At 38.5% G+C, this 25,552-nt stretch carries 25 protein-coding genes and 1 tRNA gene; 10 read left to right on the forward strand and 16 right to left on the reverse strand.

Going from position 1 to position 25,552, the window contains the following annotated elements:
- Positions 1-32: 32 nt before the first annotated feature.
- Positions 33-584 (reverse strand): hypothetical protein, encoded by a 552-nt coding sequence (locus EZ444_RS08955; protein WP_131608391.1) that lies wholly within the window; start codon positions 582-584, stop codon positions 33-35.
- 670 nt (positions 585-1,254) lie between these two features.
- Between EZ444_RS08955 and EZ444_RS08960 the strand changes: the two genes are divergently transcribed.
- Both EZ444_RS08960 and EZ444_RS08965 read left to right on the forward strand, forming a co-directional pair.
- Positions 1,255-1,452 (forward strand): hypothetical protein, encoded by a 198-nt coding sequence (locus EZ444_RS08960; protein ID WP_131608392.1) that lies wholly within the window; start codon positions 1,255-1,257, stop codon positions 1,450-1,452.
- 3 nt (positions 1,453-1,455) lie between these two features.
- Positions 1,456-2,436 carry a DUF5712 family protein gene (locus EZ444_RS08965; RefSeq protein ID WP_131608393.1) on the forward strand — a complete coding sequence of 327 codons (981 nt, stop codon included), beginning with the start codon at positions 1,456-1,458 and terminating at the stop codon, positions 2,434-2,436.
- 32 nt (positions 2,437-2,468) lie between these two features.
- On the opposite strand, the gene EZ444_RS08970 is transcribed toward EZ444_RS08965, so the two are convergent.
- A complete protein-coding gene (locus EZ444_RS08970) occupies positions 2,469-2,906 on the reverse strand; it encodes a hypothetical protein (protein ID WP_131608394.1) in 438 nt (145 codons plus the stop codon).
- 82 nt (positions 2,907-2,988) lie between these two features.
- Positions 2,989-3,396, reverse strand: a complete 408-nt coding sequence (locus EZ444_RS27845; RefSeq protein ID WP_225874682.1) for a glycosyl-4,4'-diaponeurosporenoate acyltransferase CrtO family protein — start codon at positions 3,394-3,396, stop codon at positions 2,989-2,991.
- A gap of 243 nt (positions 3,397-3,639) precedes the next feature.
- Here EZ444_RS27845 and EZ444_RS08975 point away from each other — a divergent pair, with 243 nt between their 5' ends.
- From EZ444_RS08975 to EZ444_RS08990, 4 genes are all read left to right on the forward strand, one after another.
- A complete protein-coding gene (locus tag EZ444_RS08975) occupies positions 3,640-3,822 on the forward strand; it encodes a hypothetical protein (RefSeq protein WP_131608395.1) in 183 nt (60 codons plus the stop codon).
- Positions 3,823-3,968: 146 nt separating this feature from the next.
- Positions 3,969-4,619: a hypothetical protein gene (locus EZ444_RS08980; protein WP_131608396.1), complete on the forward strand. Its 651-nt coding sequence runs from the start codon at positions 3,969-3,971 to the stop codon at positions 4,617-4,619.
- A complete protein-coding gene (locus EZ444_RS08985; protein ID WP_131608397.1) occupies positions 4,616-4,963 on the forward strand; it encodes a hypothetical protein in 348 nt (115 codons plus the stop codon). The genes EZ444_RS08980 and EZ444_RS08985 overlap by 4 nt, the downstream gene beginning before the upstream one ends.
- 130 nt (positions 4,964-5,093) lie before the next feature.
- A complete protein-coding gene (locus tag EZ444_RS08990) occupies positions 5,094-6,506 on the forward strand; it encodes an AraC family transcriptional regulator (protein ID WP_131608398.1) in 1,413 nt (470 codons plus the stop codon).
- Between the two features lie 185 nt (positions 6,507-6,691).
- Here EZ444_RS08990 and EZ444_RS08995 read toward each other — a convergent pair.
- The 3 genes from EZ444_RS08995 to EZ444_RS09005 all read right to left on the reverse strand — a co-directional run bounded on the left by EZ444_RS08995 (position 6,692) and on the right by EZ444_RS09005 (position 8,227).
- A tRNA-Lys gene (locus tag EZ444_RS08995) sits at positions 6,692-6,764 on the reverse strand.
- A gap of 196 nt (positions 6,765-6,960) precedes the next feature.
- On the reverse strand, positions 6,961-7,590 hold the full coding sequence (locus EZ444_RS09000; RefSeq protein WP_131608399.1) for a DUF6266 family protein: 630 nt from the start codon (positions 7,588-7,590) through the stop codon (positions 6,961-6,963).
- A 346-nt stretch (positions 7,591-7,936) separates the two neighbouring features.
- Entirely contained in the window at positions 7,937-8,227 is a 291-nt protein-coding gene (locus EZ444_RS09005) for a SelT/SelW/SelH family protein (RefSeq protein WP_131608400.1), read from the reverse strand.
- Positions 8,228-8,317: 90 nt separating this feature from the next.
- Here EZ444_RS09005 and glgP point away from each other — a divergent pair, with 90 nt between their 5' ends.
- Positions 8,318-9,970, forward strand: coding sequence for an alpha-glucan family phosphorylase (glgP, locus tag EZ444_RS09010; RefSeq protein WP_131608401.1), 1,653 nt, complete (start codon positions 8,318-8,320; stop codon positions 9,968-9,970).
- 61 nt (positions 9,971-10,031) lie between these two features.
- On the opposite strand, the gene EZ444_RS09015 is transcribed toward glgP, so the two are convergent.
- The 3 genes from EZ444_RS09015 to EZ444_RS09025 all read right to left on the reverse strand — a co-directional run bounded on the left by EZ444_RS09015 (position 10,032) and on the right by EZ444_RS09025 (position 11,887).
- Positions 10,032-10,466 (reverse strand): tail fiber domain-containing protein, encoded by a 435-nt coding sequence (locus tag EZ444_RS09015; protein WP_131608402.1) that lies wholly within the window; start codon positions 10,464-10,466, stop codon positions 10,032-10,034.
- 70 nt (positions 10,467-10,536) lie between these two features.
- The gene (locus EZ444_RS09020) at positions 10,537-10,842 is read right to left on the reverse strand and encodes a hypothetical protein (RefSeq protein WP_131608403.1); all 306 of its coding nucleotides are present in this window, start codon (positions 10,840-10,842) and stop codon (positions 10,537-10,539) included.
- A 64-nt stretch (positions 10,843-10,906) separates the two neighbouring features.
- The gene (locus EZ444_RS09025) at positions 10,907-11,887 is read right to left on the reverse strand and encodes an LCP family protein (RefSeq protein ID WP_131608404.1); all 981 of its coding nucleotides are present in this window, start codon (positions 11,885-11,887) and stop codon (positions 10,907-10,909) included.
- Positions 11,888-12,061: 174 nt separating this feature from the next.
- Here EZ444_RS09025 and EZ444_RS09030 point away from each other — a divergent pair, with 174 nt between their 5' ends.
- Positions 12,062-12,601, forward strand: coding sequence for an SRPBCC family protein (locus EZ444_RS09030; protein ID WP_131608405.1), 540 nt, complete (start codon positions 12,062-12,064; stop codon positions 12,599-12,601).
- A gap of 41 nt (positions 12,602-12,642) precedes the next feature.
- Here the strand turns inward: EZ444_RS09030 and EZ444_RS09035 are convergent, their stop codons facing one another.
- From EZ444_RS09035 to EZ444_RS09050, 4 genes are all read right to left on the reverse strand, one after another.
- Complete coding sequence (locus EZ444_RS09035) at positions 12,643-13,650, reverse strand: TlpA disulfide reductase family protein (protein WP_131608406.1); 1,008 nt, start codon at positions 13,648-13,650, stop codon at positions 12,643-12,645.
- A 16-nt stretch (positions 13,651-13,666) separates the two neighbouring features.
- On the reverse strand, positions 13,667-15,031 hold the full coding sequence (locus tag EZ444_RS09040) for a RagB/SusD family nutrient uptake outer membrane protein (protein ID WP_131608407.1): 1,365 nt from the start codon (positions 15,029-15,031) through the stop codon (positions 13,667-13,669).
- A 16-nt stretch (positions 15,032-15,047) separates the two neighbouring features.
- Complete coding sequence (locus tag EZ444_RS09045; RefSeq protein ID WP_131608408.1) at positions 15,048-18,647, reverse strand: SusC/RagA family TonB-linked outer membrane protein; 3,600 nt, start codon at positions 18,645-18,647, stop codon at positions 15,048-15,050.
- A gap of 178 nt (positions 18,648-18,825) precedes the next feature.
- Positions 18,826-20,031, reverse strand: coding sequence for a FecR family protein (locus EZ444_RS09050; protein ID WP_131608409.1), 1,206 nt, complete (start codon positions 20,029-20,031; stop codon positions 18,826-18,828).
- A gap of 209 nt (positions 20,032-20,240) precedes the next feature.
- Between EZ444_RS09050 and EZ444_RS09055 the strand changes: the two genes are divergently transcribed.
- Together EZ444_RS09055 and EZ444_RS09060 are read left to right on the forward strand one after the other, a co-directional pair.
- Positions 20,241-20,843, forward strand: a complete 603-nt coding sequence (locus tag EZ444_RS09055; protein WP_131608410.1) for an RNA polymerase sigma factor — start codon at positions 20,241-20,243, stop codon at positions 20,841-20,843.
- 18 nt (positions 20,844-20,861) lie between these two features.
- Positions 20,862-22,235, forward strand: a complete 1,374-nt coding sequence (locus EZ444_RS09060; protein ID WP_131608411.1) for an NAD-dependent succinate-semialdehyde dehydrogenase — start codon at positions 20,862-20,864, stop codon at positions 22,233-22,235.
- Positions 22,236-22,354: 119 nt separating this feature from the next.
- Here the strand turns inward: EZ444_RS09060 and EZ444_RS09065 are convergent, their stop codons facing one another.
- The 3 genes from EZ444_RS09065 to EZ444_RS09075 are packed head-to-tail and all read right to left on the reverse strand — an operon-like array spanning position 22,355 to position 25,422.
- Positions 22,355-23,131, reverse strand: coding sequence for an SPX domain-containing protein (locus EZ444_RS09065; protein ID WP_131608412.1), 777 nt, complete (start codon positions 23,129-23,131; stop codon positions 22,355-22,357).
- Positions 23,132-23,176: 45 nt separating this feature from the next.
- Positions 23,177-24,469, reverse strand: coding sequence for a DUF3748 domain-containing protein (locus EZ444_RS09070; protein ID WP_131608413.1), 1,293 nt, complete (start codon positions 24,467-24,469; stop codon positions 23,177-23,179).
- Positions 24,470-24,483: 14 nt separating this feature from the next.
- Positions 24,484-25,422, reverse strand: coding sequence for a dihydrodipicolinate synthase family protein (locus EZ444_RS09075; RefSeq protein ID WP_131608414.1), 939 nt, complete (start codon positions 25,420-25,422; stop codon positions 24,484-24,486).
- Positions 25,423-25,552 lie beyond the last annotated feature (130 nt).

The raw sequence follows: 25,552 nt of genomic DNA on the forward strand, positions 1-25,552 counted from the left end.
GTGCAAAGAAACCATCCAATTTAAAGAATATTTTAGATTTTGCTGATTAATTTCAGTGATTTTAAATCGTAAATGCTAATTTCATTTTTATCTGTTATATCGTACTTTCGATTATTATTTAAATCATAGTAGCCTGTTACTACCAATGTTCCTGTTTTTTTATTTACTGCCCAAGATTGAACATATAATTTACCATCGGTAACTTGAGTGCTCTTTGTACCATCAGTTGACACTGCAATTATTTGCCTAGGATCATTATAGTCAATACCATTTTTTCCATCCATATCAATAGATTGAACCGTTACAAGAAGAATATTTATATTCATTTCATCTATTTTAATTTGCTCCGGCTTAGAACTAAACCAGCCGCCAACGGGAAGTTCAAAACGATTTATCTGCCCATTTTTTGTATCTATAAAAAGCCAGTGTTGATTTTTAGCACTTTCTGATTTTCCCCACGATTCAATACTAGCAACCATAAAGTTTGTCCCTTCAATTTCCGTGATTTTAGTATAGTTGCATTTGTACTGTCCAAAAACCGTAAGTGTTAGCATAGTCAATGAAAAAACTATAACTGCTTTCATATAAGTCATATTTAGTTTTGATGTTGTTTATTAAAATAAAATTATCGAAAAATTTGAAATAATCTCAAAAGTCAATAGCAAAGCGTTTTATATTATGATCGTTATTTACTGCGCTTTAGTGTCTGCCAAAAACTGAATGCTGTTGTAGACACCTTGCCATTTCGTTCATAATAACAGGCATTTTTACCTTTTATAATAACCAATTTCTTTCTTGGAGTTCTGTCTTTGTCAACAGGTTGAACTTTAAATTACTCACCTAATCACTCAATTTTATATGTGATTTTTTGAATGTTTTAGGTTTTTTTGCTAAAAACAAAAGCCTGCAATCATTAGATTTGCAGGCTTTTATACGTTTCGTGATCCCGCTGGTATTCGAGCCTAGTTCAAAAATCAGCGTTTAAACAGTATTTAGGATGGTTTTGTAATTCGACTCCCCGAATGACGCACCTTTTTTGTAATACGTTTTAGCTGCAAATGCTATACTTAAATATAGGGAAAATTTCTAATAAAACAAACAAATTTGAACACTTTTACATTTAAAAATGCCCTTTAGATCAGGCTTTAACTTGAGATTTTGAGGGCGTTTTGGCTTTCAATCGACGATAAGTCATCTTCAAATGTTCTGCAAATTTTAGCACTTGATTGAAGAATCAAAACGACGGACACGCAAGTGAACAAGTTTACCCAAACCGATCAGTTCATGAAGGAAATAGTGGTTAGACTGGACACAAAGGAGCAACTGAAAACCAAATTCCTGTATATCCTGGACAACTACAGTAAGATTAGGGAAACCTATGGTATCACTACTCCGGCAGTGAAAAAAACGGAACTTATGCAAACGACAATCAATCAAATTAAACTCCTTTAGCCAATGTTTATCAATATCACTGATACAGTTACAGCCGACAATAAAGGGAGCAGCGGAAAGCTGGTCAATTATCTGGAGAAAGAAAACCGGATTTATAACAAGGAAGAAGAACGCTGGTTTAACCACAAGGGAAATAATTTTGAACCTTTCGAGGTCAGGCGAACCATTGACGGCAATGTCGCCAAACTAAGTCAAAAAGACCCTAAATTTTTCCTGATCAATGTTAGCCCAAGCCAGAAGGAAATCAAACACCTGATCGACAAATATGGGGAAAATGGTGCCGGGGAGCAGTTAAAGGAATATGCGGTTAAAGTGATGGACGAATATGCTAAAAACTTTAAACGGCCTGGGGTCAACAGCAGTAAAGATTTGGTTTGGTTTGCCAAGCTGGAGAATAACAGGTACTACACACATAAAGATAAAGAGGTGAAAGAAGGCACCAAACAGCGGGGCGAACTAAAACGTGGCAATCAAATGCACATACAGATCATCGTAAGTCGTAAGGATGCTACCAATAAGATTAAGCTAAGCCCAATGAATAAATCCCAGGGCAAGAACGAGGAACACTCTAAAAAGGTGGGACAGTTCAAACGAACTGCATTTATCCAATCAGGGGAAAACCTCTTTGATAAGGTCTTTAATTATGAACGGAACCTAAATGAGACAATGGCCTATGCGGTAGTTCAAAAAAACGGGAATATCAAACAGCGAGAACAACTGGATATGCTGGAACAGGGATCAGTATCAAATTACCAATCAAAATCTGTAGCCAATGAATTGATCAAAGATGTGGCAGAAGGGATGTTTCATACAACTGCAAATATGCTGGAAACTATTGGTAAAACTGCCGGAGATTTCCTTGAAATATTGATGGAACCTACGTTTGTGCCTGCTCAATCCAATCCTGTAGAAGATGCATACAGGAAAAAGAAGAAGAAAAAGAAAAGCCCGTCCCAAGATCAATCCTATGGCCATCGTATGTAATCAATAATTACAGAACCGCCCAGCATATAATTTTAAGGTATATCTAGCTCATGGAAATAGGTTATCTTATCTAGCACATCTATATAGGTCACAGATCGATCCGTGTACTGTATTGACTCTAATTGCGGGACAACTGTATGCCCGACCACCAGATGATAACCTTTGAGCATATCGGTCATGGTTTCTTTTTTGTCAGCCCAGATGATGCCGTCATTGTCATAACCGCCCCTTGCATATCCGGCGGCATGGAGTAGATAACGTTGTCCTGTCTGATCTACTTTGTTGAACAAATCCGCAAGCGTATCTTTTTTATCCCTGATCTCATTTAGGATGGGCAGCCTTAAAAAATCGCTATACCACGCATTGGTAACACCCGCATGAGAAAAAAAAATACGGCTAACGTTTCGGGACTTTGGGATGGTGGGGCAATCGAAGCACAAATCTTCAATTTTGTACAAAAGTTGAGTCAAAAAACTGCCGTTGAATTTTGCAGTTTCGCCCCACTATTGCAAAATCCTTGTTGGCGGTATGTGGCTTTTTTGAGTCAGTATATTAATCATTATTGTAAGGACTTTCACAGCCACTTTTAATTAGTACTCTAATTATCCTAATTCGGTTATATCGTTGCAAAAAAATAGGATAAATATTAGCATATAAGTTGATTAACAATATGATTACCCAATTAAATAGAGTTATATTCTTGAATTTTATTCCAACAATCAAGATAAAAATCAATAAAAATATCAAGTGAATAATCTCGTACTTTTTTGTCTCTCGTTCAGCTTTATACAATTCATCAAACTTACTCTTTCCACTACTTATTGATTTCACTTTTCTCCAATGCCTTACTAAATCCCCATCTGTAATTAGATATTTTTTAAATCCTTTAATACCCAACAAATCATAGATTGTCTTGTTTTTGTATAATTCGAATTTCTTAGGCCTAAAATATTGCTTCATGAATTCATATTCTAAATTATTTACCTACCTCGCCATTACCGCTAACGTTTTGCAGCTGCAAGAAGTTGGCGATTTCGGAGACGAAAACTGTCTGCCTCCACAAAACTTGACACGAAGCACAAAGCTTCATTTAACCACTGAACCGCCAATTTCTTGTAGGTGCTGTTAGCTGTGGTTTTTCTTTTCTGTCAAAAAGTCAAAGATAGCACTTATAACTTCTTCAGGTTGTTCTTCTTGTGGAAAATGTCCACTTTCTATAATATTCAAAACAATTATGAAGGTTCGTCAAGTAACTATAGTGGATTGTACCAATGCACTTTCAACCCACTTGATAAACTAATTGAGAAAGTAGCAGAACTTAAAAAGCTTCATACAGAAAAAGAAGCACTATATGAACGTTTATTGAAAGCGCAGGAGAATAAATAAGCCTTATTGTACAAAAACACGGGGATATTTTATTCCAGAAAAGCCATTACGATTTGTGATGGCTTTTCAATTTATACGGACTTTCTAAAAAACAGGTACATTTTACGCCTTGACAATTAACATAATACCAAGCTGACCAATTATATATGATTGAAACCGAAATAACACTACTAATAAACCGTAAATCAGATATTGACGTGGTCAAAAATGAGCTGGTGGGCTGCAAGGTGCAGTTTCCAGTATATCTACTAGAATATGAAAATTATTACGAGCTGAACTTCACTAGTGATTACGAAGAATGGGAATTGGATACGGCAATCCTTCGCTGTTTCCCTGATTATACATTCGTTACAGATCGTGAAAGAGGGCGAAAGGAAATACGTATTGAATTGTCAAGACACCAATCAGAATTTGCAACTGACGGCTGGGGAAGGCCTTTAGAAAATCCGCTACATAAAACGATGTATCTTGTAAAAAGATCAAATAGCACACCTACGTACTTCATTCCTGAAGTTAAAGTGCTATTTGGGAATGAAGAGCGGAACTATTATCTCAATATTGTTGGTGGAACAAGAAGTGGCACAGATGAAAAAGGCTTCTTACTTTTAAACCTGTTTAAAACTAAACATGAGGGAGGCGAAGTCGAAATTTTTAAAGACACTCTCTATAACACACCCTCAGAGGCGGTTCAGTCGGGACTTTATAAAATGAAAGACCTAGTCAATCAAGATTTTCAGGAGTACATAGACACGAAAAAAAGGAAAAGCGTGCGCACGAAAAACTACCACGAAAGATGATTAGGAATTTTATCAACTCATGTAAAAATGCGGATTATAAAGGAATCATTAAAGACCTAGCCAGTGATGTTGTATTTGAGAAAAGGGTAAATTGGCAACCAGTAGAACGACATGAAGGAATTGTGGAACTGGAAGATTATATGAAATCGTCCCTTCAGGATATGTGCTCCCAGGATTTTAAGATTAGATCATCTTGGCACTTTGACCCTAATGGAGCTATTACCATCGATATAAAACACTATCCGCCGGATGTTGAGGTGCGGCCAGATAGTTTAATGAAGTATCGGCAGCTAGTATTCCGGTTCAAAGCTGGAAAAATAGCAAGTATAACCGAAGAAAAATAGGATCAATCCCAAAAGTTGTGGAGCAGGAGATAAAAATATAGCTCATATACTGATAAAGATATTGATATTGCGGTACTTTACCAACCCTAATTATGTCGTTGCCAGACATAGTTGCAAAACTAAGTGGGAGATGAAAACTCAAATTGACAAAACTAGGCTAGAATATATCAAGCGTATAAATGACGTCCTTGATTACGTTGAAAAAAATCTTGACTCAGCCTTATCACTAGAACATATATCAGAAAGAGGTAACTACTCATCCTTTCATTTTCATAGAATATTTTCTGCGGTAATAGGTGAAACTTTAAATACTTTCATCAATAGAAAAAGAATAGAGAAAATAGCCTCAATTTTGCTTGTAGGGACTACAGAAAATTTAAATCAGTTGGCCTACCGGTACGGATTTAACAGCGACAATTCGTTTTCAAGAGCATTCAAAAAATATTATGGAATTAGCCCTACTGATTTTAAATCCAAAGGAAAAGACATTCTTAGCAAGATTGGAATAGAAGTACTTACCCTGGATAAATACATTTGCAGCATTGATAACGTCAAAAAATGGACTGATATGAATGCTCAAATAGAAGTTAAGAAATTGCAGAGGATAAAGCTCGCCGGAATAATGCATATTGGAGAATTTGATAAAATTTCCGAAACTTACAAGAAGTTATTTGGGTGGGCTTCACAAAATGGATTGTTAAGTTCGCCAAATTTTAAAGCAGTTACCCTTTACCATGATAATCCCAATGTAACCCCAAACTCAAAAGTTAGGCTAAGCACATGCATAACAATTAATGAGGATATTAAGGCGGAAGCCGAGGTAAGACAAATTTTGATTCAAGAGGGTAATTATGCCCTAGGTCATTTTGAAATCACTGCTGATGCTTTTTCGAATGCCTGGGAGAGCATGTGTGTTTGGGTAGTAGAAAATGGATTTAGTTTTAGAGATGGTGATTATTTTGAAGTATATCATAATGACCATACTACTCACCCGGAGCATAAATTCATAGTCGATATTTGTATCCCTGTTAATAACGGCAATGAAAATGAGCCTGATAAAAAACATCTTGGTAAATTGAGCCATTATAAAGAACAGGTTAGCCAGGGGGAAATACAGGTAGACTATAATTGGTTGATGGGCTATATCAAAACATTAAAAAACCATTTTACAAAAGAGTATTACTCTATTTATAAAGTAGGAAATATTTATCAAGGCAATATGGATTACTCCTATTTCCCCTTAACCACACACAATTTGCAGAAACAAAAATTGAAGTTTGTTATCATTTTTAACCATAAATTGATGCGATTCGAAATTTGTTTGTCGGGTCAAAATAAAACAATCCGAAAAAAATACTGGGACTTTTTCAAAGAAAGTGATTGGGATAAGTATCATTTGGTAGAATCAATAGGCGATAGTCTGTCAATTATTGACCATATCCTAGTTAATAAACCTAATTTTGATAATACAGAAACTTTAACCGGAGAAATTGAAACTGAGGTCTTAAAGTTTATTAACAATATTAGAGATGTTCTTGAATGATAAAAGAGCAGCACGCCTATGGTAATGGCTGAGCTTCTTGTACAAGCTAATTCAATTATATGCTTAACAATGGAAAAACATTCTTGCTCCACAACTTTTGGGATTGAAAAACTGACAGTAATAATGTCAGTTAAAATAAAAAACCCTTGCAATCTACTGATTACAAGGGTTTAATTTTAGTAGCGTGATCCCGCTGGGATTCGAACCCAGGACCACTACATTAAAAGTGTAATGCTCTACCAGCTGAGCTACGGAATCATTATTTTTAATTAAATGTAAACTCTAATAGTTTCTTTTTTAATTGATGCAAATATAGGACTACGATATATATTGTGCAAATAATTAATAGAGAAAACGCGCACTACGCTGGTTTTAAGCCAGATTATTTACAAATGCTCGCTTTTAGAACTTAATTTAGGTCCCAAAAGCGAGCATATCCTACAAAAAACAAAGCTTAAAGTACCTTCACAGCACCTAAATATTGGCTGTTGCTTCGTCTTTTTCTGTCTTCAGATACAAAAGCGAGATAAACATGAACTGTTTTTCCTGAGTAATCGGGACCAATTTCAAATGTCCCTGTCTTCTTGGATCGTTTTACTGCGGCAGTATCAAAACATGCCTTCCCCTTTTCGATATCGTAGGCCACAAACATAGCACGATCATCATACACTAATCTTCCTCCATCCCATTCAAAAGTAACCGTACCTGGACTTTCAGACACAGCACTAGCCTTTTCAGACTGATCCATATCTCCAAAGCTTAGCAATGCTAATTTCGGATCAATATAAAAATCCGGGTTCTCCCCTTTTAAGGCATGCTTAGAATTGTAAGATTTTGCCGCAACAAATCCCTCATAAGTTTCAGCATAACCTTGAAAACCTACCCTTAAAAACTCAATCAATGGCTGAAGCCATATTTGAGATGTAGCAAACTTTGCTCTGTTCACCAACTCTTTCTTTGTCGGAGGCGTACTTCGTTCACGTGGTATGCCACGCATAAGGTCCTGCCCTTTTAAATGATAACCGATAACAGTGCCAGACTTTCCTTTAAAGCCTCCTAGAATACCCTTTTTAATAATCGCCATAATACAAGTTGTTAAGTAAATAATAAATGAAACAATAATAACAATAACTTTAGTAGAATTAACCTAGGATTAAACCAGGACATTACAGGGGAATTGTCCCTGTTATCCCCCTGTTAAGTCCCTGTTTTCTCCCTGTTACCTCCTTGTTAAAATTAGAGAAATCACAGGGTTTCACAGTTCCCTCAACGGCCCAACTCCGAAATAATTAACTTTTGATTAAAACGTGTCAATTATTAAGCCATTACAATTACCAAATCTTCACGTAAAAATGCATAAAACTGTAAAAACAGCGATTCAACGAAATTGAGTCCTACAACTAAGGAAGAAATATTATTTCAAAAATAAATTAAGACGATCTGTCAGAATGACCGAGATCTTTCTCGGGACTCACTATGTCCCGTATCAATTGTTTCAATTCCTTAACTTCCGGAAAACGACCTTTCTCTTTCCTGTCAAATACAACAACATCATCAATACTGATCACATAGGCCCCTCCTATTTCTGCTGGCTTTAGCAATACGCCATTCAGCTCATCGGTAAAAGTACTCAGCAGTTCTTGCGCCATATATGCTGCCCTAAGCATCCAACCACATTTTGGACAGTATTCAATAGTTACAGTAGGTTTCAATGTTTTCATGTGATGAAATTAAACAATATCATTACAAGTCCCTAATATATAATCAGATCCAAAATCCTTTATTAGTATTAATTTTTATAAATTAAACCCATGCTATCTAAACAAGACATTTTCGGTTACGAACCCAATCAGCAGTATAGTACTGCGGTGGCTTATTTTTCTATGGAGTTTGCGGTACACCAGGCGCTAAAAATATATAGTGGCGGATTAGGTTTCCTTGCCGGTTCGCATCTAAGAAGTGCCTACGAGTTAAAGCAGAACCTGCTTGGTATAGGAATACTATGGAAATATGGGTATTACGACCAGTCCAGAGATAAGGATATGTTGATGAAACCTGATTATACAGAAAAACAATATACCTTTCTACAGGACACAGGCATCACCTTTAAAGTCCCTGTTCACGATGCTGAAGTACACGTCCGTGCCTATCTGTTAAAACCAGAAACATTTGGCACTGCACCTTTATTTTTGCTAAGCACAGATGTACCCGAGAACGACTTCTTATCGCGTACGATAACTCATCGTTTATACGATCCTCACGAAACTACGCGCATTGCCCAATCTATCATACTAGGCACTGGCGGAGCGATGCTGTTGGACATTTTAAATATGCCTCCCGACATATACCATATGAATGAAGGTCATTCAGTATCCCTTAATTTTTACCTCTACAGCAAGCACAAAAGCCTGGAAGAAATAAAAAAGAGAGTAGTATTTACCACACATACACCAGAAATGGCCGGCAATGAAGAACATAGGTATAGCTTACTTAAAGAAATGTCCTTCTTTTACCATCTGCAGGAACATGAAGCAAAGTCGATTTTGGGTATGGATGGCGATAATTTCAGCTATACACTTGCCGCACTTAAATTCGCCAGAAAAGCCAATGGGGTATCAGCCCTACATGGTAAAGTGGCCCGGGACATGTGGAGCCATAACTCAGGTATATGTGAAATCACCTCTATCACCAATGCTCAAAACCAGAAATATTGGGAAGATCCTACAATAGGTAAAGCTATAAAGCTCGGTAATGATCAGGAGATTATGCTTCGCAAAAAAGAAATGAAGGCCGATTTATTTAAAGTTGTGGCTAATCAATGTGGCAAGCTTTTTAATCCAGATGTGCTGACCATTGTCTGGGCAAGACGATTTGCAGGCTATAAAAGAGCAGATCTGGTGATGCAGGATTGGAACAGGTTCCTAAATTTGATTAACAATGAAGCATTTCCGGTTCAAATCATTTGGGCAGGAAAACCTTATCCAGAAGATTTTGGGGCGATCGGCCTATTTAATTCCATCATCAATCGTGCACTACCGCTAAAAAACTGTGCAGTCCTTACCGGATATGAGCTAGAGTTATCAGCCTTATTAAAAAGAGGTTCCGACGTTTGGCTAAACAATCCAAGGATGTACAGAGAGGCTTCTGGCACCAGTGGTATGACAGCAGCCATGAATGGTAGCATTAACCTTTCCTTGCCTGATGGCTGGGTACCAGAATTTGCTAAAGACAATATAAATAGCTTCCTAATTCAACCAGCAGCAGATGGATTACCAGATCAGGAACAAGACAACCAGGAAAATACCAACCTCATGAATGTATTAGAACGCAGAGTACTGCCAACCTACTATAACGACCAGAAGCAATGGTTAAGCCTGGTAAAAAAAGCAGCCATGGATGTGGTACCAGCTTTTGAAGCTAGCAGAATGGCCAACGAATATTATGAAAAAATGTATAAAGCATAACAAAAAAAAGAGCTGCCCGTATGGGGCAGCTTCTTTCCAAAACACTTAAACTGAAAAATTCTTATTTGCTTTTAGCTTTCAACAGCTTCACCTCATTCTTTAATAGCTCTATTTCGGCCTGTTGCTCTTTAATTGCAGCTACCAATACAGGAATCAAATCCGCTGTCTGTACTTCGTTGTATTTGGCAACTTTTGAGTTGTTTTTACCAGACTCGTAAACTTTTGAAGCCTCATAGACCATTGCTGGAAATTCTGGCTGTACATTGCTGGCCAAAAAACCGTACTGCTCACCTGCAGGAAGTTTAAGATGCTTATACTTATTTACATCGTATTTGAAGGTAACAGGCTCCAGGTTTTTTAAATGCTGTGTTGAATTAGAAATCTTCCCAACACTTACCTTAAGTTCTTGTTCGTCAATTTTTTGAGCACTTACAGTTAAAGTACTTGCGCTTAGTAAAAGGGCCATAAAAGCTCCTTTGAATATTAGATATTTCATAAAATTAAATTATTGTATAAATGCTTGAATACGGGTTGATCAATACAACCCAAAAGATAGAATGTGCGTACTACAAGCCGTTGGGAGGCGGGTACGGCAAGGAAATGTAAGGGGCGCTAATATTGGCGACACCAGAAAGAACCAATTTTTTGGAAAGCAAAAGGAAAAATAGGCTGGAAATTGGATGAGATATGTAATCTTCGTCCATAATCTCCAACTGCTTGCATTCTTTTTCAAGGTCGGGGACCTCATCAGTTTCTTGTTCTGCATGACACACAGATAAGAGTTGCTGATGTTTGTCTATAGCAAATAACGAGGTACTTTTTACCAGTAAAAATGAAAGTAAAATAAATATGCCCGTTAATCGTCTAAACATAAGTAGCTGAATCGTATAACCTTGTAATCGCTATTTTTTACAAAGATAAGAATCTTAACTATTTTTATTTGCCAACAGGCTTCATATTTTTGTAAATAAAGTTATGAATAGAATTTGTGGTCGTTTTTAAATCAACAGTCAGGTACCAGATGTTGTTGATCCTTTTCCCCACACTTTGCCCATCTAGTGGAAACCTTGCCTGATCAATTACTTTATTTTCTGAGTTCAAAACGCTACCAGCAAACCTCATAAGTGTCATATTGGCCATGCTGGTTTCTAAGTTCGGCAAGATCTGTGATGCAAAAACTGGAAACACTTCTTGTCCGGAGCTTTTTAATTTACTAAACAAAGCAACCAGGACAGTCCTTTGTCTTTCGGTCCGTTCGTAATCACCATTCCCTACTCCCCTAATCCTTGTATAGGCTACGGCTTGTCTTCCTGTTAATTTCTGCAAACCCGCATTGTTTACATGTACGGCTGGTATTTTATCATAAATAGCCACTTCATTCAGGTAATTATTTAAGTATGGGAGTTCGGGATCTTTTACATTTACATTCACTCCACCCAATGCGTCGACAATCTTTGCCGCGCTATAAAAGTCAACGTTCATATAATCTTTAATATCCAGATCAAAATTCTGGTTGATGGTTTTTATAGCCAACTGAGGGCCGCCAAATGCATATGCAGCATTGATTTTATCCATACCATGACCCTCAATATTCACGTAGGTATCCCGCATAATTGAGGACATTTTAATCTTTCCGGTTTGTTGATCAATAGAAATCACCATGATCACATCGGAATTTGCCCGGTCATCATCCTTACGCCTGTCGACTGCAAAAAGGGCGATATTAAAAGGGGGATTCGCCATTGCTTTTACTCTATCCCTTGTTTTTTGCGATATACCCAAAGCTTCCGGCGTTCTATTTAATTGAACAGCAACCCGTTTTATATTAACTGGAGACGCAGCTACAGCAGTACTGTCCTGCGCATTAACATGGTATGACACTACCATAAGTATAAAGCCGAACCAGAGATTTTTCATTGTTTAAATGTTTTGTTAATAGTTTAGATTACAAAATAATATGCAATATCCCTGCCGCTGTTTTTTTAAGCTAAGCGAAAAAATGAATTTGGAGATTTGTCTAAAATTTAATCATCTTTATATAGGCAAACTTGCAATTGATTGAACTGCTCATTAAAAACCAAACTATATATTATGAAAATTTTAAAAGGACTATTATTCTTAGTTGTTGGGATTGTAATTCTGGCACTGCTTGTCGCACTTTTTGTTAAAAAGGATTATGCCGTAGAGCGGGAAGTTACCATCAACAAGCCTGTAGCTGTGGTATTTGATTATATCAAACACATTAAAAATCAAGATCAGTATAGTGTTTGGAATCGTCTGGATCCGGCTTCAAAAAAGACCTATACAGGTACAGATGGTACTGTTGGCTTTATCTCGGGCTGGGAAAGCACCAATAAAAATGTGGGTAAAGGTGAGCAGGAAATTACCAGTATAACTGAGGGGGACCGGATTGATATGAAACTTCGCTTTAAAGAACCTTTTGAAGCTGAGGATGAGGCTTATATGGCTACTGAATCTATGGGAGAAAACCAAACGAAGGTGAAATGGGGTTTTAAAGGCAGAATGGCTTATCCAATGAATCTCATGTTACTCTTTATGGATATGGAAGGAATGTTAGGTAAAGATTTACAGGGTGGTCTAGATACTTTAAAAACCACATTAGAAAAATAAAAATCAAATAAAAATGGCCGGTAATACCGGCCATTTTTGTATTACTTAATCACTTCTGCTAATTTCTTTTCGAGCGCCTCTCCCCTTAAATTTTTCGCAATGATTTTACCTTGCGGATCGATTAAAAAGTTTGAAGGAATTGCTTTAATAGCGTATAAGTTCCCCGCCCCCTTAGGATCGTCATTGTTTGAATCCACCACTTGAATCCACGGCATACCATCATCCTTGATTGCTTTAAGCCATTTATCCCGATCTTTCTCCTGATCCACAGAAACGCCTAATACTGTAAAGTTTTTATCTTTAAAAGCGTTATAAGCTTTCAATACCTTAGGGTTTTCAGCCCGACAAGGCCCACACCATGATGCCCAAAAATCCACAAGCACGTATTGACCACGGAAATCAGACAATTTAACGGGTTTGTTTTCGGTATTCATTTGTGTGAATTCTGGAGCGATCTTGCCAACGGCTGTAGACTTACTCGCTTCAATTGAAGCGGCAAAAGCTTTACCTGCTTTGGAGTTGCGGTTTTTGGCCGATAAACCACTAAACAAAGACTCTACCTTGGTTACATCAAAATACGAACCTGCTATTTTTTGCAATGCTTCAAAACAAAAATAAGAATCATGATTCTGTTTAATAAAATTGCTCAACGCATCTTCAGATTTGCCTAGCGCCTTATACTTTTCATATTCCGCATTAATCGATGCACCACTAATCAACGCTGTTTTGATAGAATCAACAGCATCAATAATGATTAGGCCTTTGTCCAAATAAAGCGACCTTGCGTCTGTTTGTCCCTTAACTTTCGGTCCATTACTATTAAAAACCATATAAACCTGCTGCGGTCCTTCCAATGGGCCTTTAAACTCAAACGCACCATTTTTAACTTCCGCACTGTCTCTTACGGTTTTTCCGCCTTTGTAATAATTGATATATACTTTACCATTTTTACCGGCAGCTGCAAATTTACCTTTTACCTGATAGGTGTTATTTTGCGCCCATCCCAATAAAGGGATTAGGATAAGCGCAGTTGTTACTAGTCTTTTCATCAATAATCGAATATGGTTAGTTTCTCTGATTTGGGGTTAATTCTGGGTTCAAATTTGTCAGCTTTGGCGCAATTGGAAACAAATAGCGATAATCGTTAGGCTTCAATTCAAAATTCTCTCCCTTATAACTGTGCGTAAGTGTTTTTTCAAAACGAGGCTCCTTATTTAATCTTTTCAGATCAAACAAACGAAGTCCTCTGAAGCACAACTCTCTCCTCCTTTCGGCCAAAACCTTTACCAATGCATCATCTGCAGAAGAAGCCGTTAAATCAACATAACTGGCTTTAAGAACACGTTTTTTACGTAATAGGTTAACATCCTGTATTGCTCCACCTGCATTGTTAGCCCTGGCTTCGCACTCAGCACGGATAAGGTACATTTCTGCAACCGTTGGTCCAACTGTCCTGGTATCGAAGGCAAGAAATTCACCATTATAGTAAACATAGCCAACAAAAGGATCCTGCGTAGAAGTAAATAGGATCTGGAAACGAAGGTCGCCGACTGAACTTCCGAATACATTTTGCAAATCATGACTCATCGAAAACCATGAATATGAATTGTTTACATTTTTCATCAACAAGGTTTCAGGATTATTCCTGTGCAGCGGAAAAGTGCTGGCTGGAGCTGCAGCAAAATCATTATAGTCTGCCAAAGCACCTTTAAGTTCGATTGTTTTTGATGCATATTGTAGTGCATCGGCATATTTACCGATCTGAAGACTAGCTCGTGCAAGCAAAGAATAAGCAGCAGGAAGCGATGGCTCAAAAGCACTGGTACTGGTTACCGATAGCAAGGTTACCGCCTTGTTTAAGTCAATAAATACCTGATCATACACCGCTTGTACGCTTGCCCGAACCAACTGGGCACTCGTTGTTGGCTCCAGTAACAATGGTACTCCAGGATCAGTGCTTGCTGTTGCGGCAACATATTGAGTCGCATAAATATTTACCAGCGAAAAGTAAGCAAAAGCCCGGTGAACCATGGCTTCACCCATCAACTGATTCCGATCTTTTTCTGAGCCACCTGTAGCTGTTTTCATGCCCTCTAAAACAATGTTGGACAGATAAATCTGTTTATACAAATTACTCCATTGCGAATCATTGTCTGTACTTACATAAACGTTATTCTGCCAGGTATGCAGTTTATAGCTGGAATTCCCCAGATAACTAAGTCCCTGAGCTTCGTAGAATTCGACATTATCTGTAACAAACTCATCTTGTCCATATGAGGATGCCATGTTACTTGTACTGTTCAGGATCAACCTGAAATCTTTGTAAGTTGAAGGGATCACTTTCCCTTTTGGTTTGATATCTAGGTAATCTTTTTTGCAACCGGAAACTATGGCTACAAAGCATAAAAGATATAAATAAGTTTGTCTCATAATTCAAGATTTAAAATTAAAAGGAAGCCCTAAGTCCAAGCGCAAAGGATGCTGGAGTTGGAAGAATGGTGTAGTAAGCTGAAGGCACAAAATCAGGATCAATTCCTTCCTTATTTTTAGCCCAGATCAATCCCAGATTACGAACGTAAGCCATCACAGATAATTGACGCATGTGCAATTGCTTTACGATGGATGGTGCGAGGCTATAAGATAGAGAAATCTCTCTAAATCGAATATGGGACCCACTCTCGATCAGCTGATTAGATGAGGTATACCAGTTTGCACTGTAATTGACACCATTGCTTGGCATGACAGGCACATTTGTTTTCGCCTCATCACCAGGCTGTCTCCAGCGCTGACCAACATCACTATGTATAGTTTTTTGCGTAAAGTAGCTAAAGTAATCCACTGAAGGTCGACGGAATACATAGCCCAGTTTATACGTGATCAGGAAAGATAAATCAAACTGTTTATAACGAAAAGTATTGGTAAAGCCTCCAAAATACTTGGGAACAGTCGTTCCACTATAGGTTAACGTAGAAAGATCATTAGATATATCATTTTCGACAAACATTTGTTTTCCATCTCCCGTTAATACCGTTGGTCTTCCTTTATTATCCAAGCCACCCCAATTGGTACTATAGATCCCATCAATAGACTTCCCTACAATCGGGTTATTTCCGGCGGGACCACTGTTTAGATAATAACTTACATTATCGCGTTGAAGATTAGAAGACACTACTTTATTCTCATTATAGCCAAAATTCAATTGGGATTTCCATTGAAAATCACCATTTCTTAGCACATCGGCCGTAAGATTAAGATCTACTCCATGATTGTCCAGTCTTCCAGTGTTTACTTTAAGTGTGGTAAAGCCATAAGTCGGATTGAATTCGGCTGGACCTAGCAAGTCGTAACTTTTTTTCTTATAAACATCAACGCTAAGCGCTAATCTGTCCTTCCAAAGGGATACGTCTACACCAATGTTAAAAGTTTTTGTTTTCTCCCAGCGAAGTAATGGATTGGCAGGATTCGAAATCGAAGCATAATTTAATCCATTGTAAAAATCTGGAGATGAAGAAACAGTTGCTATAAGGAAGGGACTGGTTGTTTTATCGACATTTCCATTCACCCCATAGGTCACGCGTAGGTTCAGGCGATCCACAAAAGGCAGCTGAAGAAAATCCTCTTGTCCCAGTTTCCACATCCCACCTAATGACCACAGTGGTGTTGCCCGGTATTCTTCGCTAGCCCCAAAAAGGTTGGAATCGTCTAACCTCGCACTTCCAGAAATAACATATTTTTCTTTAAACGTATAGTTCGCATTGGTATACCAGGATAAAAAGCGATCTCTCACATCCGTAAGTGTATTCGGTAAAGATGGTGTGGTTTTACTACCCGTAACTGCCATGCTGTATTGGGTTGCATAATTTACAGGAAGGGAACTCAACGTCTGGTCGTCATAACCGTACAACCTATTGGTAGCACCAGCTGTCCACACCTGTCTCATTTCTATACCAGCTACCGCATCCACACGATGGTCACTGCCAAACTTTTTATTCAGAACCAACTGTCCACGTACGTTATATTGTTCCATATCAATATTGCCCTGATCTAGAATTCCACCTACAGGCAATCCGTAAACTAACTTTGCAGGATTACTTCCCGCAAGTATAGAAGTCGCAGTGTTAATGGTATTTCTCGTAGTATAGGAATCTGGACTATAATAATTTCGACTGCGTTGAAAAGAGCGCTCATACAATCCACTTGCCTGGGCACTTAAGCCCTCTATAATTTTATACTGTAAACTTCCATTAACCCTAAATTGGCTATATCTGACAGTGTTGTCTGCATCAGAAAGCGCAGATAAATAATTATATCTCCAAGGAAAATAACCTTGTTTTTCTAAAACATCAAGCCCCGCTGCATTAAATGCACGTGCGTATTGTACTGGTTTTCCATCATCGCCAACAATTCTATCGTAAGGAAGAATAGTACTTATTCCAGGCTGAAGAGGCGTTAAGCCAAGACCGTTATTTTTGCTATTGTTCATGATGAGCATTAGCCCAGCTGAAGCAGCTAACCTTTTAGAAAGCTGGAAATCATTTTTAGAATTTAAAGTGAAGCGCTCAGTCTGATCACCTTTAGAAACCGGTAATTCCTTACTATAGGAACCTGAAACAAAGTACCTCGCGGATTCATTTCCACCAGAGGCAGACAAATTGTATTGTTGTATCTGTTGTTTTTGCAATAGGTATTTTGAGTATTGCGTTTTATAATCATAGCCACTCAATTGCTGTACCAGCGCATCTCGTTCTGTAGCACTGATCTCCCCTCTTTTAAAGCGGAAAAAGATATCTGCACCTGATGATATCGCAGGTAAATTTTTACCTTTTGGATCAGGAATAAGCAATTTGTTTACGCCTTCCGCTTCGAAATCAAGGTAATCAGCCGAACTGGCAACCGGCCTATAGCCTAAATCTGGTTTTCCGCCTATGGTAAAATTGGTAGAGAAACTGATTTGGGCTTGGTTCGCTTTACCTTTCTTTGTTTGAATGACAACAACGCCATTAGAAGCTCTCACTCCCCATATCGAAGCTGCAGCTGCGTCCTTCAGAAAATCGACCGTAGCTATATCGTCAGGATTGAGTAAAGCTAAATCTGACTCAAAAGCGAAACCATCTACAACAATTAAAGGATCTTGTGTTGCGCTGATTGTACTACGTCCACGAATACTCAGCAACGAGTTTTTAGTAGGACGCCCGCTCGAATTAGGAAGATTACTTGTGAGGAGTAAGCCACTAGCCATGCCTTCCAGTTTATCAACCAGATTTAGCGTTAGTTTTCGCTCCATATCCTCCTGTTTGATTTGTGAAAAGGAACCAGTTGCTCTGTCTTTTGCAATGGTTTGATATCCCGTAGAAACCACAACCTGCTCTAAAAGTTGCGGATCTTCTTCCATCCGGATGGTAAAGCTTACAAAATTAGCTAAAGCAATTTCCTGAGTTTTAAAACCTAGAAAACGTACTATGAGAGTTTCAGCACCACCTGGAACATTTAAAGTAAACTTACCCTGTGCGTCAGTTTGAGTAGCTACTTTAGTGCCTTTCACTAACACAACTACACCTGGGATGGCTGATCCATTTTTTTTATCCAGAACAGTCCCTTGTATCTTTCGATCTGGCGCAACAATTACACCCGAGCGTTCCTTGATCACTATAGTCTTGTTCTGTATCTCATAAGTAAATGGTTGGTTAAGGAAACACTTTTCCAATACATCAGCTAAGGATGCATTTCTGGCAAAGATATCTACCTTTCTCGCGAGTTTAATTTGTGGTGTGGCGTAAACAAAATCATAACCACTTTGCTTCCTGATCTCTTTAAACACCTGGGTTAAAGAGATGTTGTTTTGTGTGAGGTTAATTTTCTGCGCAAAACCGCCTGCACTTACCTGAAGTAAGGACGCGGTTAACAGAATTACGGTTAGGTTGATTCGCATAATCAGTTTTCTTTTATCTGTATTATGAATCAGCCAAGAAACCGAATCCATAATACGCAAAATTGGTTGTGCCACGCGGGCTATATGCCTGCGTTTAAATAGCGCATAAAATTTCATACATTTGAATTTTAGGCCCCTGATTAAGATTAGGGGTTTAGGTTTGGTTTTAGTTAATTATCGTGTGCGAAACATGGTTATTGAATAAATCAGACTGTATAGCCAGGGGTGGTTCCAAGCACTCCTGGTTTTTTTGTACTGAATTACTGATAGGTGCAAAACCTACACAAAAGTAGAGTTATGGCATAACAGTAACCCTCCTTCCTTCAATCTTAAAGTGAATTGTTTTGGTTGTTTCTAATACTTTTAGTACTTCTGACAGTTTTTTACTCCTGGAGATTTCACCACCAAAATTAATATTCGGAATATTGCCACTATATACCACATCTATATCGTACCAACGTGCCAGCTTCCGCATAATGCTTTCAATATTTTCATCATTAAAGTAAAAATTACCATTTTTCCAGTCGATGGCTTGTGTAACATCTACATCCATCACTTTTAGCGTACTTTCTAAAATGGCTTGCTGACCGGGCTTAAGGGTAACATTCCCCTGTAATGAGGTTGATACCTTAACTGCGCCCTCTAACAAAGTTGTTTTAGTAGCCTCCTCATTTTGATAACTATTGATGTTGAAATGTGTTCCCAGTACAGTTACCTCTTGTGCTTTTCCGGCTCCATTTGTACTTACAACAAAGGGTTGATTGGGATTTTTAGCCACCTCAAAGTAAGCTTCACCAGTTAACACGACCTTGCGTTTATCTTTTACAAAAGCGGTAGGGTATTTTAAGGTAGAGCTCGCATTTAGCCAAACCGTAGTCCCATCAGGTAGATTGATCTGATATTGTCCACCTGCAGGAGTGCTGATGGTATTGTAGGCAATCTCAGTAGCGGCTCTATTTTCTTTGCTGATTTCATAAACCAATTGCCCGTCTTTGGTTTTAGTCACAATAATTCCTGCCTGTTTAGCGAGCTCCCCATTTCCAGCATCGGTCAGGGATATTTTAGATCCGTCGGCAAGGGTTAATATTGCTTTGTTTCCTCCAGGATTAACATCGGCCCCTTGATGTTGCGTCGTTAAGCCACTTTGCGTTGGTTGACCATGATCAAAGTTGTAAAAATATAGTGCAACAGAAAAAACAACAAGAATGGCAGCAGCAATGCTATACTTAAAGTAATTTCTGATCGGGCGTAATATGGTATTTTGCTGGCTTACCTGGATTAGATTAGGTTTTAATTGATCATAGATCTGCAACATACGAAGATCCAGTTCAGTTTCATCAACTTCTTCTTTGGTATCCTTTTCCAATTCTATAGCTATAGCTCCTCTTAATTCAGCCTCACTATTTAGCTCAGTAAAATGTTGCATCAACAATTTAATCTCGACGGTGGTACAGCCATCATTCATGTATTTACTAAAAAGTGTGCTTATATCATTCATCATATTTTACAAAGCTTTGAGTATGCCCCTATATTAACCAATACGGAGCTAAGGGAAAATACATTGATGCAGTTACCTAATTTTTTACAATTATTTAATAAACGGGTAACAATCAGCAGAATAATTTCACTTGGGTTGTAGCTTTCATAAAACCTATTGAATACTAAAAAATATTGTATATCATTGAAAAAGAATCAAACAAGCCACAACCATTGAAGATTTTTGTAGAAGAGGATGAACTGCAGCATTTGCTATTGCAATTAAAGCAGGGCTACGAGCCGGCATTTAATACGCTATATCTAGCTTATAGTAAAGCACTTTACAAGAAAATCAATGGAATTGTGAAAGATGAATCTATTGCTGATGAGCTGCTGCAGGATTTGTTTTTGAAAGTGTGGGAAAAAAGGCAGGATATTAAATTGGATCAGTCATTTACTGCTTTTCTATATACCGTTGCCAATAATCTTGTTTTTGACTACTTCCGTAAAGTTTCTAAAGATAAACGCTTGCATGAGCGCCTGCTGATCAATGCCGTGGATTATTACCTACATACTGAAGAAAACCTAATAGGTAAAGAAACCTGGGGTATTGTGGAGGAAGCGATTGACAAGCTTTCTGATCAACGCCGTAAAGTGTTTAAACTTTGCAAGATGGAGGGCAAATCTTATCAGGAAGCAGCTGCAATCTTAGGGATTACCGTGGCCACAGTAAACAGTCATATGGTAAATTCTATGCGTTTTATTAAAGAATATTTACACAAAAATCAGGAAATTGGTGTTATCCTAATTGTAGCAGCAATTTTTGGACGCAGCTAATTAATTTGACATTCTACCATGAGTATACAATCTATCAATCCTACAAACGGATCGGTTATCAAATCCTATAATGAAGATACGGACACCGCAGTTATTCATAAAATCGAACAAACGCATAACGCCTGGTTAAAATGGTCTGAAATCAGTTTTCAGGAGCGATTAACCTGCTTAAATAGGCTTGCCGATCAATTGTATAAAGAAAGGGCCAACCTAGCCAATTTGATGGCTATGGAAATGGGTAAACCTATAAAGGACGGTGCCGCCGAAATTGACAAGTGTGCCGGTGTATGCAAGTATTACGCGGAACATGGGGTAAACTTTTTGAAAGATCAGTTGATTGCTACAGAGGCTTCAAAGAGCTATGTCAGCTTCCAGCCCATTGGTGTTGTACTGGCCATTATGCCTTGGAACTTTCCGTTCTGGCAGGTCTTTAGATTCCTTGCTCCTGCTTTAATGGCCGGTAATTGCGGATTGCTTAAACATGCATCCAATGTTCCTGGCTGTGCATTGGCTATTGAACAATTAGTTAAGGATGCTGGTTTTCCAGACCATGTGTTTCAAACACTTATGATTGGCAGTAAAGGTGTAAGTCAGGTGATAGCTCATCCATATGTAAAAGCGGTTACGCTGACCGGCAGTACCGAAGCCGGGATGAAGGTTGCCGCACAAGCAGGTTCAGTTTTGAAGAAAACAGTGCTTGAACTTGGTGGCAGCGACGCCTATATTGTTTTAGCTGATGCTGATCTGGAAGAGGCAACAACAATATGTGCAAACAGCAGACTGATTAACAATGGACAAAGCTGTATTTCTGCGAAAAGGTTTATCCTGGTAAAGGAAATTGAAAAGGAATTTACCAGGCTTTTTATGGAAAAGATCAAGCAAAGGAAATTGGGCGACCCCTTGGATACCGAGCATGATCTGGGACCTATGGCCAGGGCGGATTTGCGCGATGAGCTCCATCAGCAAGTAATAAAGAACATAGAAATGGGCGCTAAATGCATATTGGGTGGTCAGATTCCTGTATTTAAAGGCAATCATGCTTTTTATCTACCAACTATATTAACAGGAATAAAAAAGGGGATGCCGGCTTATAGTGAGGAAATGTTTGGCCCGGTTGCGGCTATTTTAACAGCTCAGGATACGGATGACGCCATAGCATTGGCAAATGATACACAATTTGGATTAGGTGCTGCTGTGTTTACCAAAGATGGATCGGTTGGAGAAGAAATTGCCAGAACCAAATTGCAGGCAGGGTCATGTTTTGTAAACTCACTGGTCAAATCAGATCCTCGGTTACCTTTTGGAGGTATCAATCAATCAGGGTATGGTCGGGAGTTGGGCTCGTTTGGTATCCATGAATTCGTGAATATTAAAACGGTTTATATTAAATAACCATCTTATATGCGAAAGGTCGTCATTTACGGTCGTCATGCTGGTAATTTATTTCAGCATCTCGCAGTTGCTAAACCACCCGTCTATTGAGAGATCCTGCCGCAAACCTTATGTTACCCCTACCCGGCAAGCATATGCGCTAAAATGGGTTCGCATTTTTCACGGCATGGTGGGTAAAAATGACCGTGTTTCCAATAGGCAGATTTGGGAGACAAGCCCCACCAGAATTCCGCTAATGCCAAAGGCTCCATTCCGTGACGAAATGCATATTGTAGCAATTTGGGTGCGGCGCACTCTCCTGCTCCTGCAGGTGGTTTTTGGGCACCTGTATGTTCGAAAGCTTTTAAAAGACTTTTTGATACACCTGCTTTATTCAAAAAATGATATTGTTCGAAGATTCTATCTTGTAAAGCATTAGAATAGTTTTTTCTGAATGTTTTTAAGCGCTCAATCTCTGAGCTATAGGTTTGATCATTTAAGGACTCCAAATGACTGATTTCCTTATTCATTTGGGTAAGTTCTTCCATACCTATATTCAAAAATCCTCCTGCTGCGAGCCCATCAAAAATCGGTGGCACAAACTTATCGTGATGATTTTTACCTGCCAATTTCCCTGAAAATGCAGCCAGATACCCCAGTACGCCTTCTTTTGTACGAACGACAAGCACACCAAACATCTTTCCAATTACCATACCTTCAGCGTCAGATGACAAACCAAAATTATGCGTCCATTCTTGTTGATGCTGTAAATGAAACTGTAATTCATTTGCAGCAAGTAAACAAAGCGGATGTTGCTCATCCATTAAAGAAAAGCTAAGTCCAGCCGCCAATGCTTCGATTTCTATGGAATCGTTAAATGGACAGAAGGCCGAGTTTTCATAAACCTGATTGGGCATTGTATATGCTGGTATGGTTGGGTAGTTTTGAGAGACAAAGATCGGCTATTCTTTCTCAAGTAAAAAGATCTGCAAATAATTGTCTTCATTTTTTACGTAACGATTATACGCTAAGACCTTACCATCTGGGCTCCATACTACAGCACTTACAGGCCGATCATCATCGCTAGAGCTTTCTGTTAACTGCTTAGATTCTCCAGTGGTTACATCTGTAATGTAAATTGCATTTTGCGCAACGTAGCTGATATATTGGCCATCAGGACTAAAGTTTAATCCACTTTGAATATCAAATAAATGAAAACTAATCTGCTTTATCGGTCCCCCATTAGGCGAAACCGCAAAGACATTGATAAAACCCGAAGGATCTTTTGATAAAAAAACGACCTGTGTGCCCTCGAGGTTGGATCTTAACCAATGACGAGGTCCGATGACCCCCTCTTTAGTAAATGTAATCCGTCTTTGCTTTACACCCATTGGCACATCTGGCCTATGATGAACAGTTCCGGCAAGTGATTCGCCTTGATTCGCCAAGCTTAGATCAGCAGGTAAATCAACCACAAAGATCTCTGTTTTAGTCCCTCCATTTTCGTCTTTCACATTTCCCTGAAAAGCAATTGCGCTTACCTGCCAGCTTCCATCGGCCTTCTGATAACCTCTTTTACCAATCCAGCATTCATCAAAAGCCTTATCAATATCATCACTACCTGCAACTGGATTTTCTGTAACCTTTGCTACCACCACAGAAAACATTTCACCGCAGTTGTTTTCACCATTTGCTTCATCAGCAACCGCTACCTTTCTCGGAAACATAACTCCCACTGTTCTGAGGTCCTGAACATCTGGATTAGTTTTACTCAATTGAGCGATCACCTCATCATTATAGGTAAAGCTCAATCTTTGCCCATCACCACTCCATGAATGTGCATGGGTTCCCCCACGCAACGCGCCAGGTGTAAATGGTTCTTTGATGTCCCTCGCATCCATAAAAATGGGCATTTCAGGATTATTGACATCAATAGCTACTCCTGTCCTACGAGTAAACCCGTAAGGATTTTTTTCATCAGCATTTCTTATTCCATGGATAAAAATCACGCGGTTTACAGCAGGTGAAAAGGAAGCTGCACCAAGCCCTGGGCCGTATTCAGTTTGATTTTTTGTGTGGTAAAGCTGCTTCATTTCTCCCGTAACTACATTCACTAGCTCAATGCTGCCGGTACTGCCAATTTTACTATCATCGTTTCTGGTATCATAAACCAGCCACTTACCATCTGCTGAAAAACATTGATTGGTATTTAAAAAATGTCCCTTTGCATCAGTTGTTAATTGTCTCTCCAGCATTATTTTTTACAAGTTTAGACCGCAGCAAGTTTAATATCAAGCTCGGCCTTTAAGATATCATATTTTTCAGTTAGTCCATCTATACCTGTTTTGATTTTTGCATCAAAAACCCCAATATCATTTCTTCTGGTAAACGTAGAGATATGCAGGCCTCTTTTTTGCAGGTAATACTTAGATATTATTGGATAAACATTGTGCATCACATCCATATTGTCTATAAAAAACTGTTGTACTTTATCCACTTCCAGCCTTAAATCATGGTTATCATAGTTATTACACAACCACACAATTAATTCTGGAAAAAAATTCCCTTGTATACAGGATAGACCCGCGGATCCCGCTTTTAAAGATGCCACTGCATGAGCCATGTAAGCATCATATAAACCAAATTTCTTATTTTGAGTTGCAGCAATCTTAGCCTTCACCTGTCCTATATCCAGACAAGTATCTTTATGATAAGTCACCCTTCCAGTAGCCACCAAACAACCAAGTTGCGCTGGAGAGATTAAACGTTTGTAAGGAACCGGACATTCATAAAATCCCATAGGGATTTGCTCCGTTAAATCTAATAACCTTGCTACATTAGCATCAAATACATCATCACCATCGTGCTCAGCAGCCAGCAAACCTGTAATCCCAATTACAGCCTCTACACCACAGTTATAAATCTGTTTTACAAAATCAGCCTGTTGTGCAATCGGACCACCAAAAGTCCCTGTTGCAACCACAGGAACAGCACCTTGAGCAGATTTCACTACATGTTCAACTATTTTAAGCCTTTCCAATTCGTTAAGCTCAAACATCTCACTAGATAGGCAATTTGCAAATAAGCCAGCAGCACCTGCCTCAATATATAGTTCCGTTAGTTTCGTTAACCCATCAAAATCTATCTCACCATTGTCTTTAAATGGCGTAAGCATTACTGGTATAAATCCTTTTTCTGATTTGTTCATTATTAATTATTTTTCATGAGATATCAATCCTGGCACCTATCATTGTATAACAGCGATAGCTACTTATACAAAAGTATTGGGGTAAAAGCGATATCATATGGTGCATTTTTTCCAGCTTATGTATGATCTT

Source organism: Pedobacter hiemivivus (assembly GCF_004331685.1).
GTDB lineage: Bacteria > Bacteroidota > Bacteroidia > Sphingobacteriales > Sphingobacteriaceae > Pedobacter > Pedobacter hiemivivus.

What these genes read in the sequence shown, in the direction of transcription:
- glgP (WP_131608401.1), top strand. Translation starts at nt 8,318, where the DNA reads ATGCTATCTAAACAAGACATTTTCGGTTACGAACCCAATCAGCAGTAT.
- EZ444_RS08990 (WP_131608398.1), top strand. Translation starts at nt 5,094, where the DNA reads ATGAAAACTCAAATTGACAAAACTAGGCTAGAATATATCAAGCGTATA.
- EZ444_RS09005 (WP_131608400.1), bottom strand. Translation starts at nt 8,227, where the DNA reads ATGAAAACATTGAAACCTACTGTAACTATTGAATACTGTCCAAAATGT.
- EZ444_RS09040 (WP_131608407.1), bottom strand. Translation starts at nt 15,031, where the DNA reads ATGAGACAAACTTATTTATATCTTTTATGCTTTGTAGCCATAGTTTCC.
- EZ444_RS09050 (WP_131608409.1), bottom strand. Translation starts at nt 20,031, where the DNA reads ATGATGAATGATATAAGCACACTTTTTAGTAAATACATGAATGATGGC.
- EZ444_RS09060 (WP_131608411.1), top strand. Translation starts at nt 20,862, where the DNA reads ATGAGTATACAATCTATCAATCCTACAAACGGATCGGTTATCAAATCC.
- EZ444_RS08980 (WP_131608396.1), top strand. Translation starts at nt 3,969, where the DNA reads ATGATTGAAACCGAAATAACACTACTAATAAACCGTAAATCAGATATT.
- EZ444_RS09030 (WP_131608405.1), top strand. Translation starts at nt 12,062, where the DNA reads ATGAAAATTTTAAAAGGACTATTATTCTTAGTTGTTGGGATTGTAATT.
- EZ444_RS27845 (WP_225874682.1), bottom strand. Translation starts at nt 3,396, where the DNA reads ATGAAGCAATATTTTAGGCCTAAGAAATTCGAATTATACAAAAACAAG.
- EZ444_RS09065 (WP_131608412.1), bottom strand. Translation starts at nt 23,131, where the DNA reads ATGCCCAATCAGGTTTATGAAAACTCGGCCTTCTGTCCATTTAACGAT.
- EZ444_RS09075 (WP_131608414.1), bottom strand. Translation starts at nt 25,422, where the DNA reads ATGAACAAATCAGAAAAAGGATTTATACCAGTAATGCTTACGCCATTT.
- EZ444_RS08955 (WP_131608391.1), bottom strand. Translation starts at nt 584, where the DNA reads ATGAAAGCAGTTATAGTTTTTTCATTGACTATGCTAACACTTACGGTT.
- EZ444_RS09020 (WP_131608403.1), bottom strand. Translation starts at nt 10,842, where the DNA reads ATGTTTAGACGATTAACGGGCATATTTATTTTACTTTCATTTTTACTG.
- EZ444_RS09000 (WP_131608399.1), bottom strand. Translation starts at nt 7,590, where the DNA reads ATGGCGATTATTAAAAAGGGTATTCTAGGAGGCTTTAAAGGAAAGTCT.
- EZ444_RS09025 (WP_131608404.1), bottom strand. Translation starts at nt 11,887, where the DNA reads ATGAAAAATCTCTGGTTCGGCTTTATACTTATGGTAGTGTCATACCAT.
- EZ444_RS08985 (WP_131608397.1), top strand. Translation starts at nt 4,616, where the DNA reads ATGATTAGGAATTTTATCAACTCATGTAAAAATGCGGATTATAAAGGA.
- EZ444_RS09035 (WP_131608406.1), bottom strand. Translation starts at nt 13,650, where the DNA reads ATGAAAAGACTAGTAACAACTGCGCTTATCCTAATCCCTTTATTGGGA.
- EZ444_RS08975 (WP_131608395.1), top strand. Translation starts at nt 3,640, where the DNA reads ATGTCCACTTTCTATAATATTCAAAACAATTATGAAGGTTCGTCAAGT.
- EZ444_RS08965 (WP_131608393.1), top strand. Translation starts at nt 1,456, where the DNA reads ATGTTTATCAATATCACTGATACAGTTACAGCCGACAATAAAGGGAGC.
- EZ444_RS09045 (WP_131608408.1), bottom strand. Translation starts at nt 18,647, where the DNA reads ATGAAATTTTATGCGCTATTTAAACGCAGGCATATAGCCCGCGTGGCA.
- EZ444_RS09015 (WP_131608402.1), bottom strand. Translation starts at nt 10,466, where the DNA reads ATGAAATATCTAATATTCAAAGGAGCTTTTATGGCCCTTTTACTAAGC.
- EZ444_RS09070 (WP_131608413.1), bottom strand. Translation starts at nt 24,469, where the DNA reads ATGCTGGAGAGACAATTAACAACTGATGCAAAGGGACATTTTTTAAAT.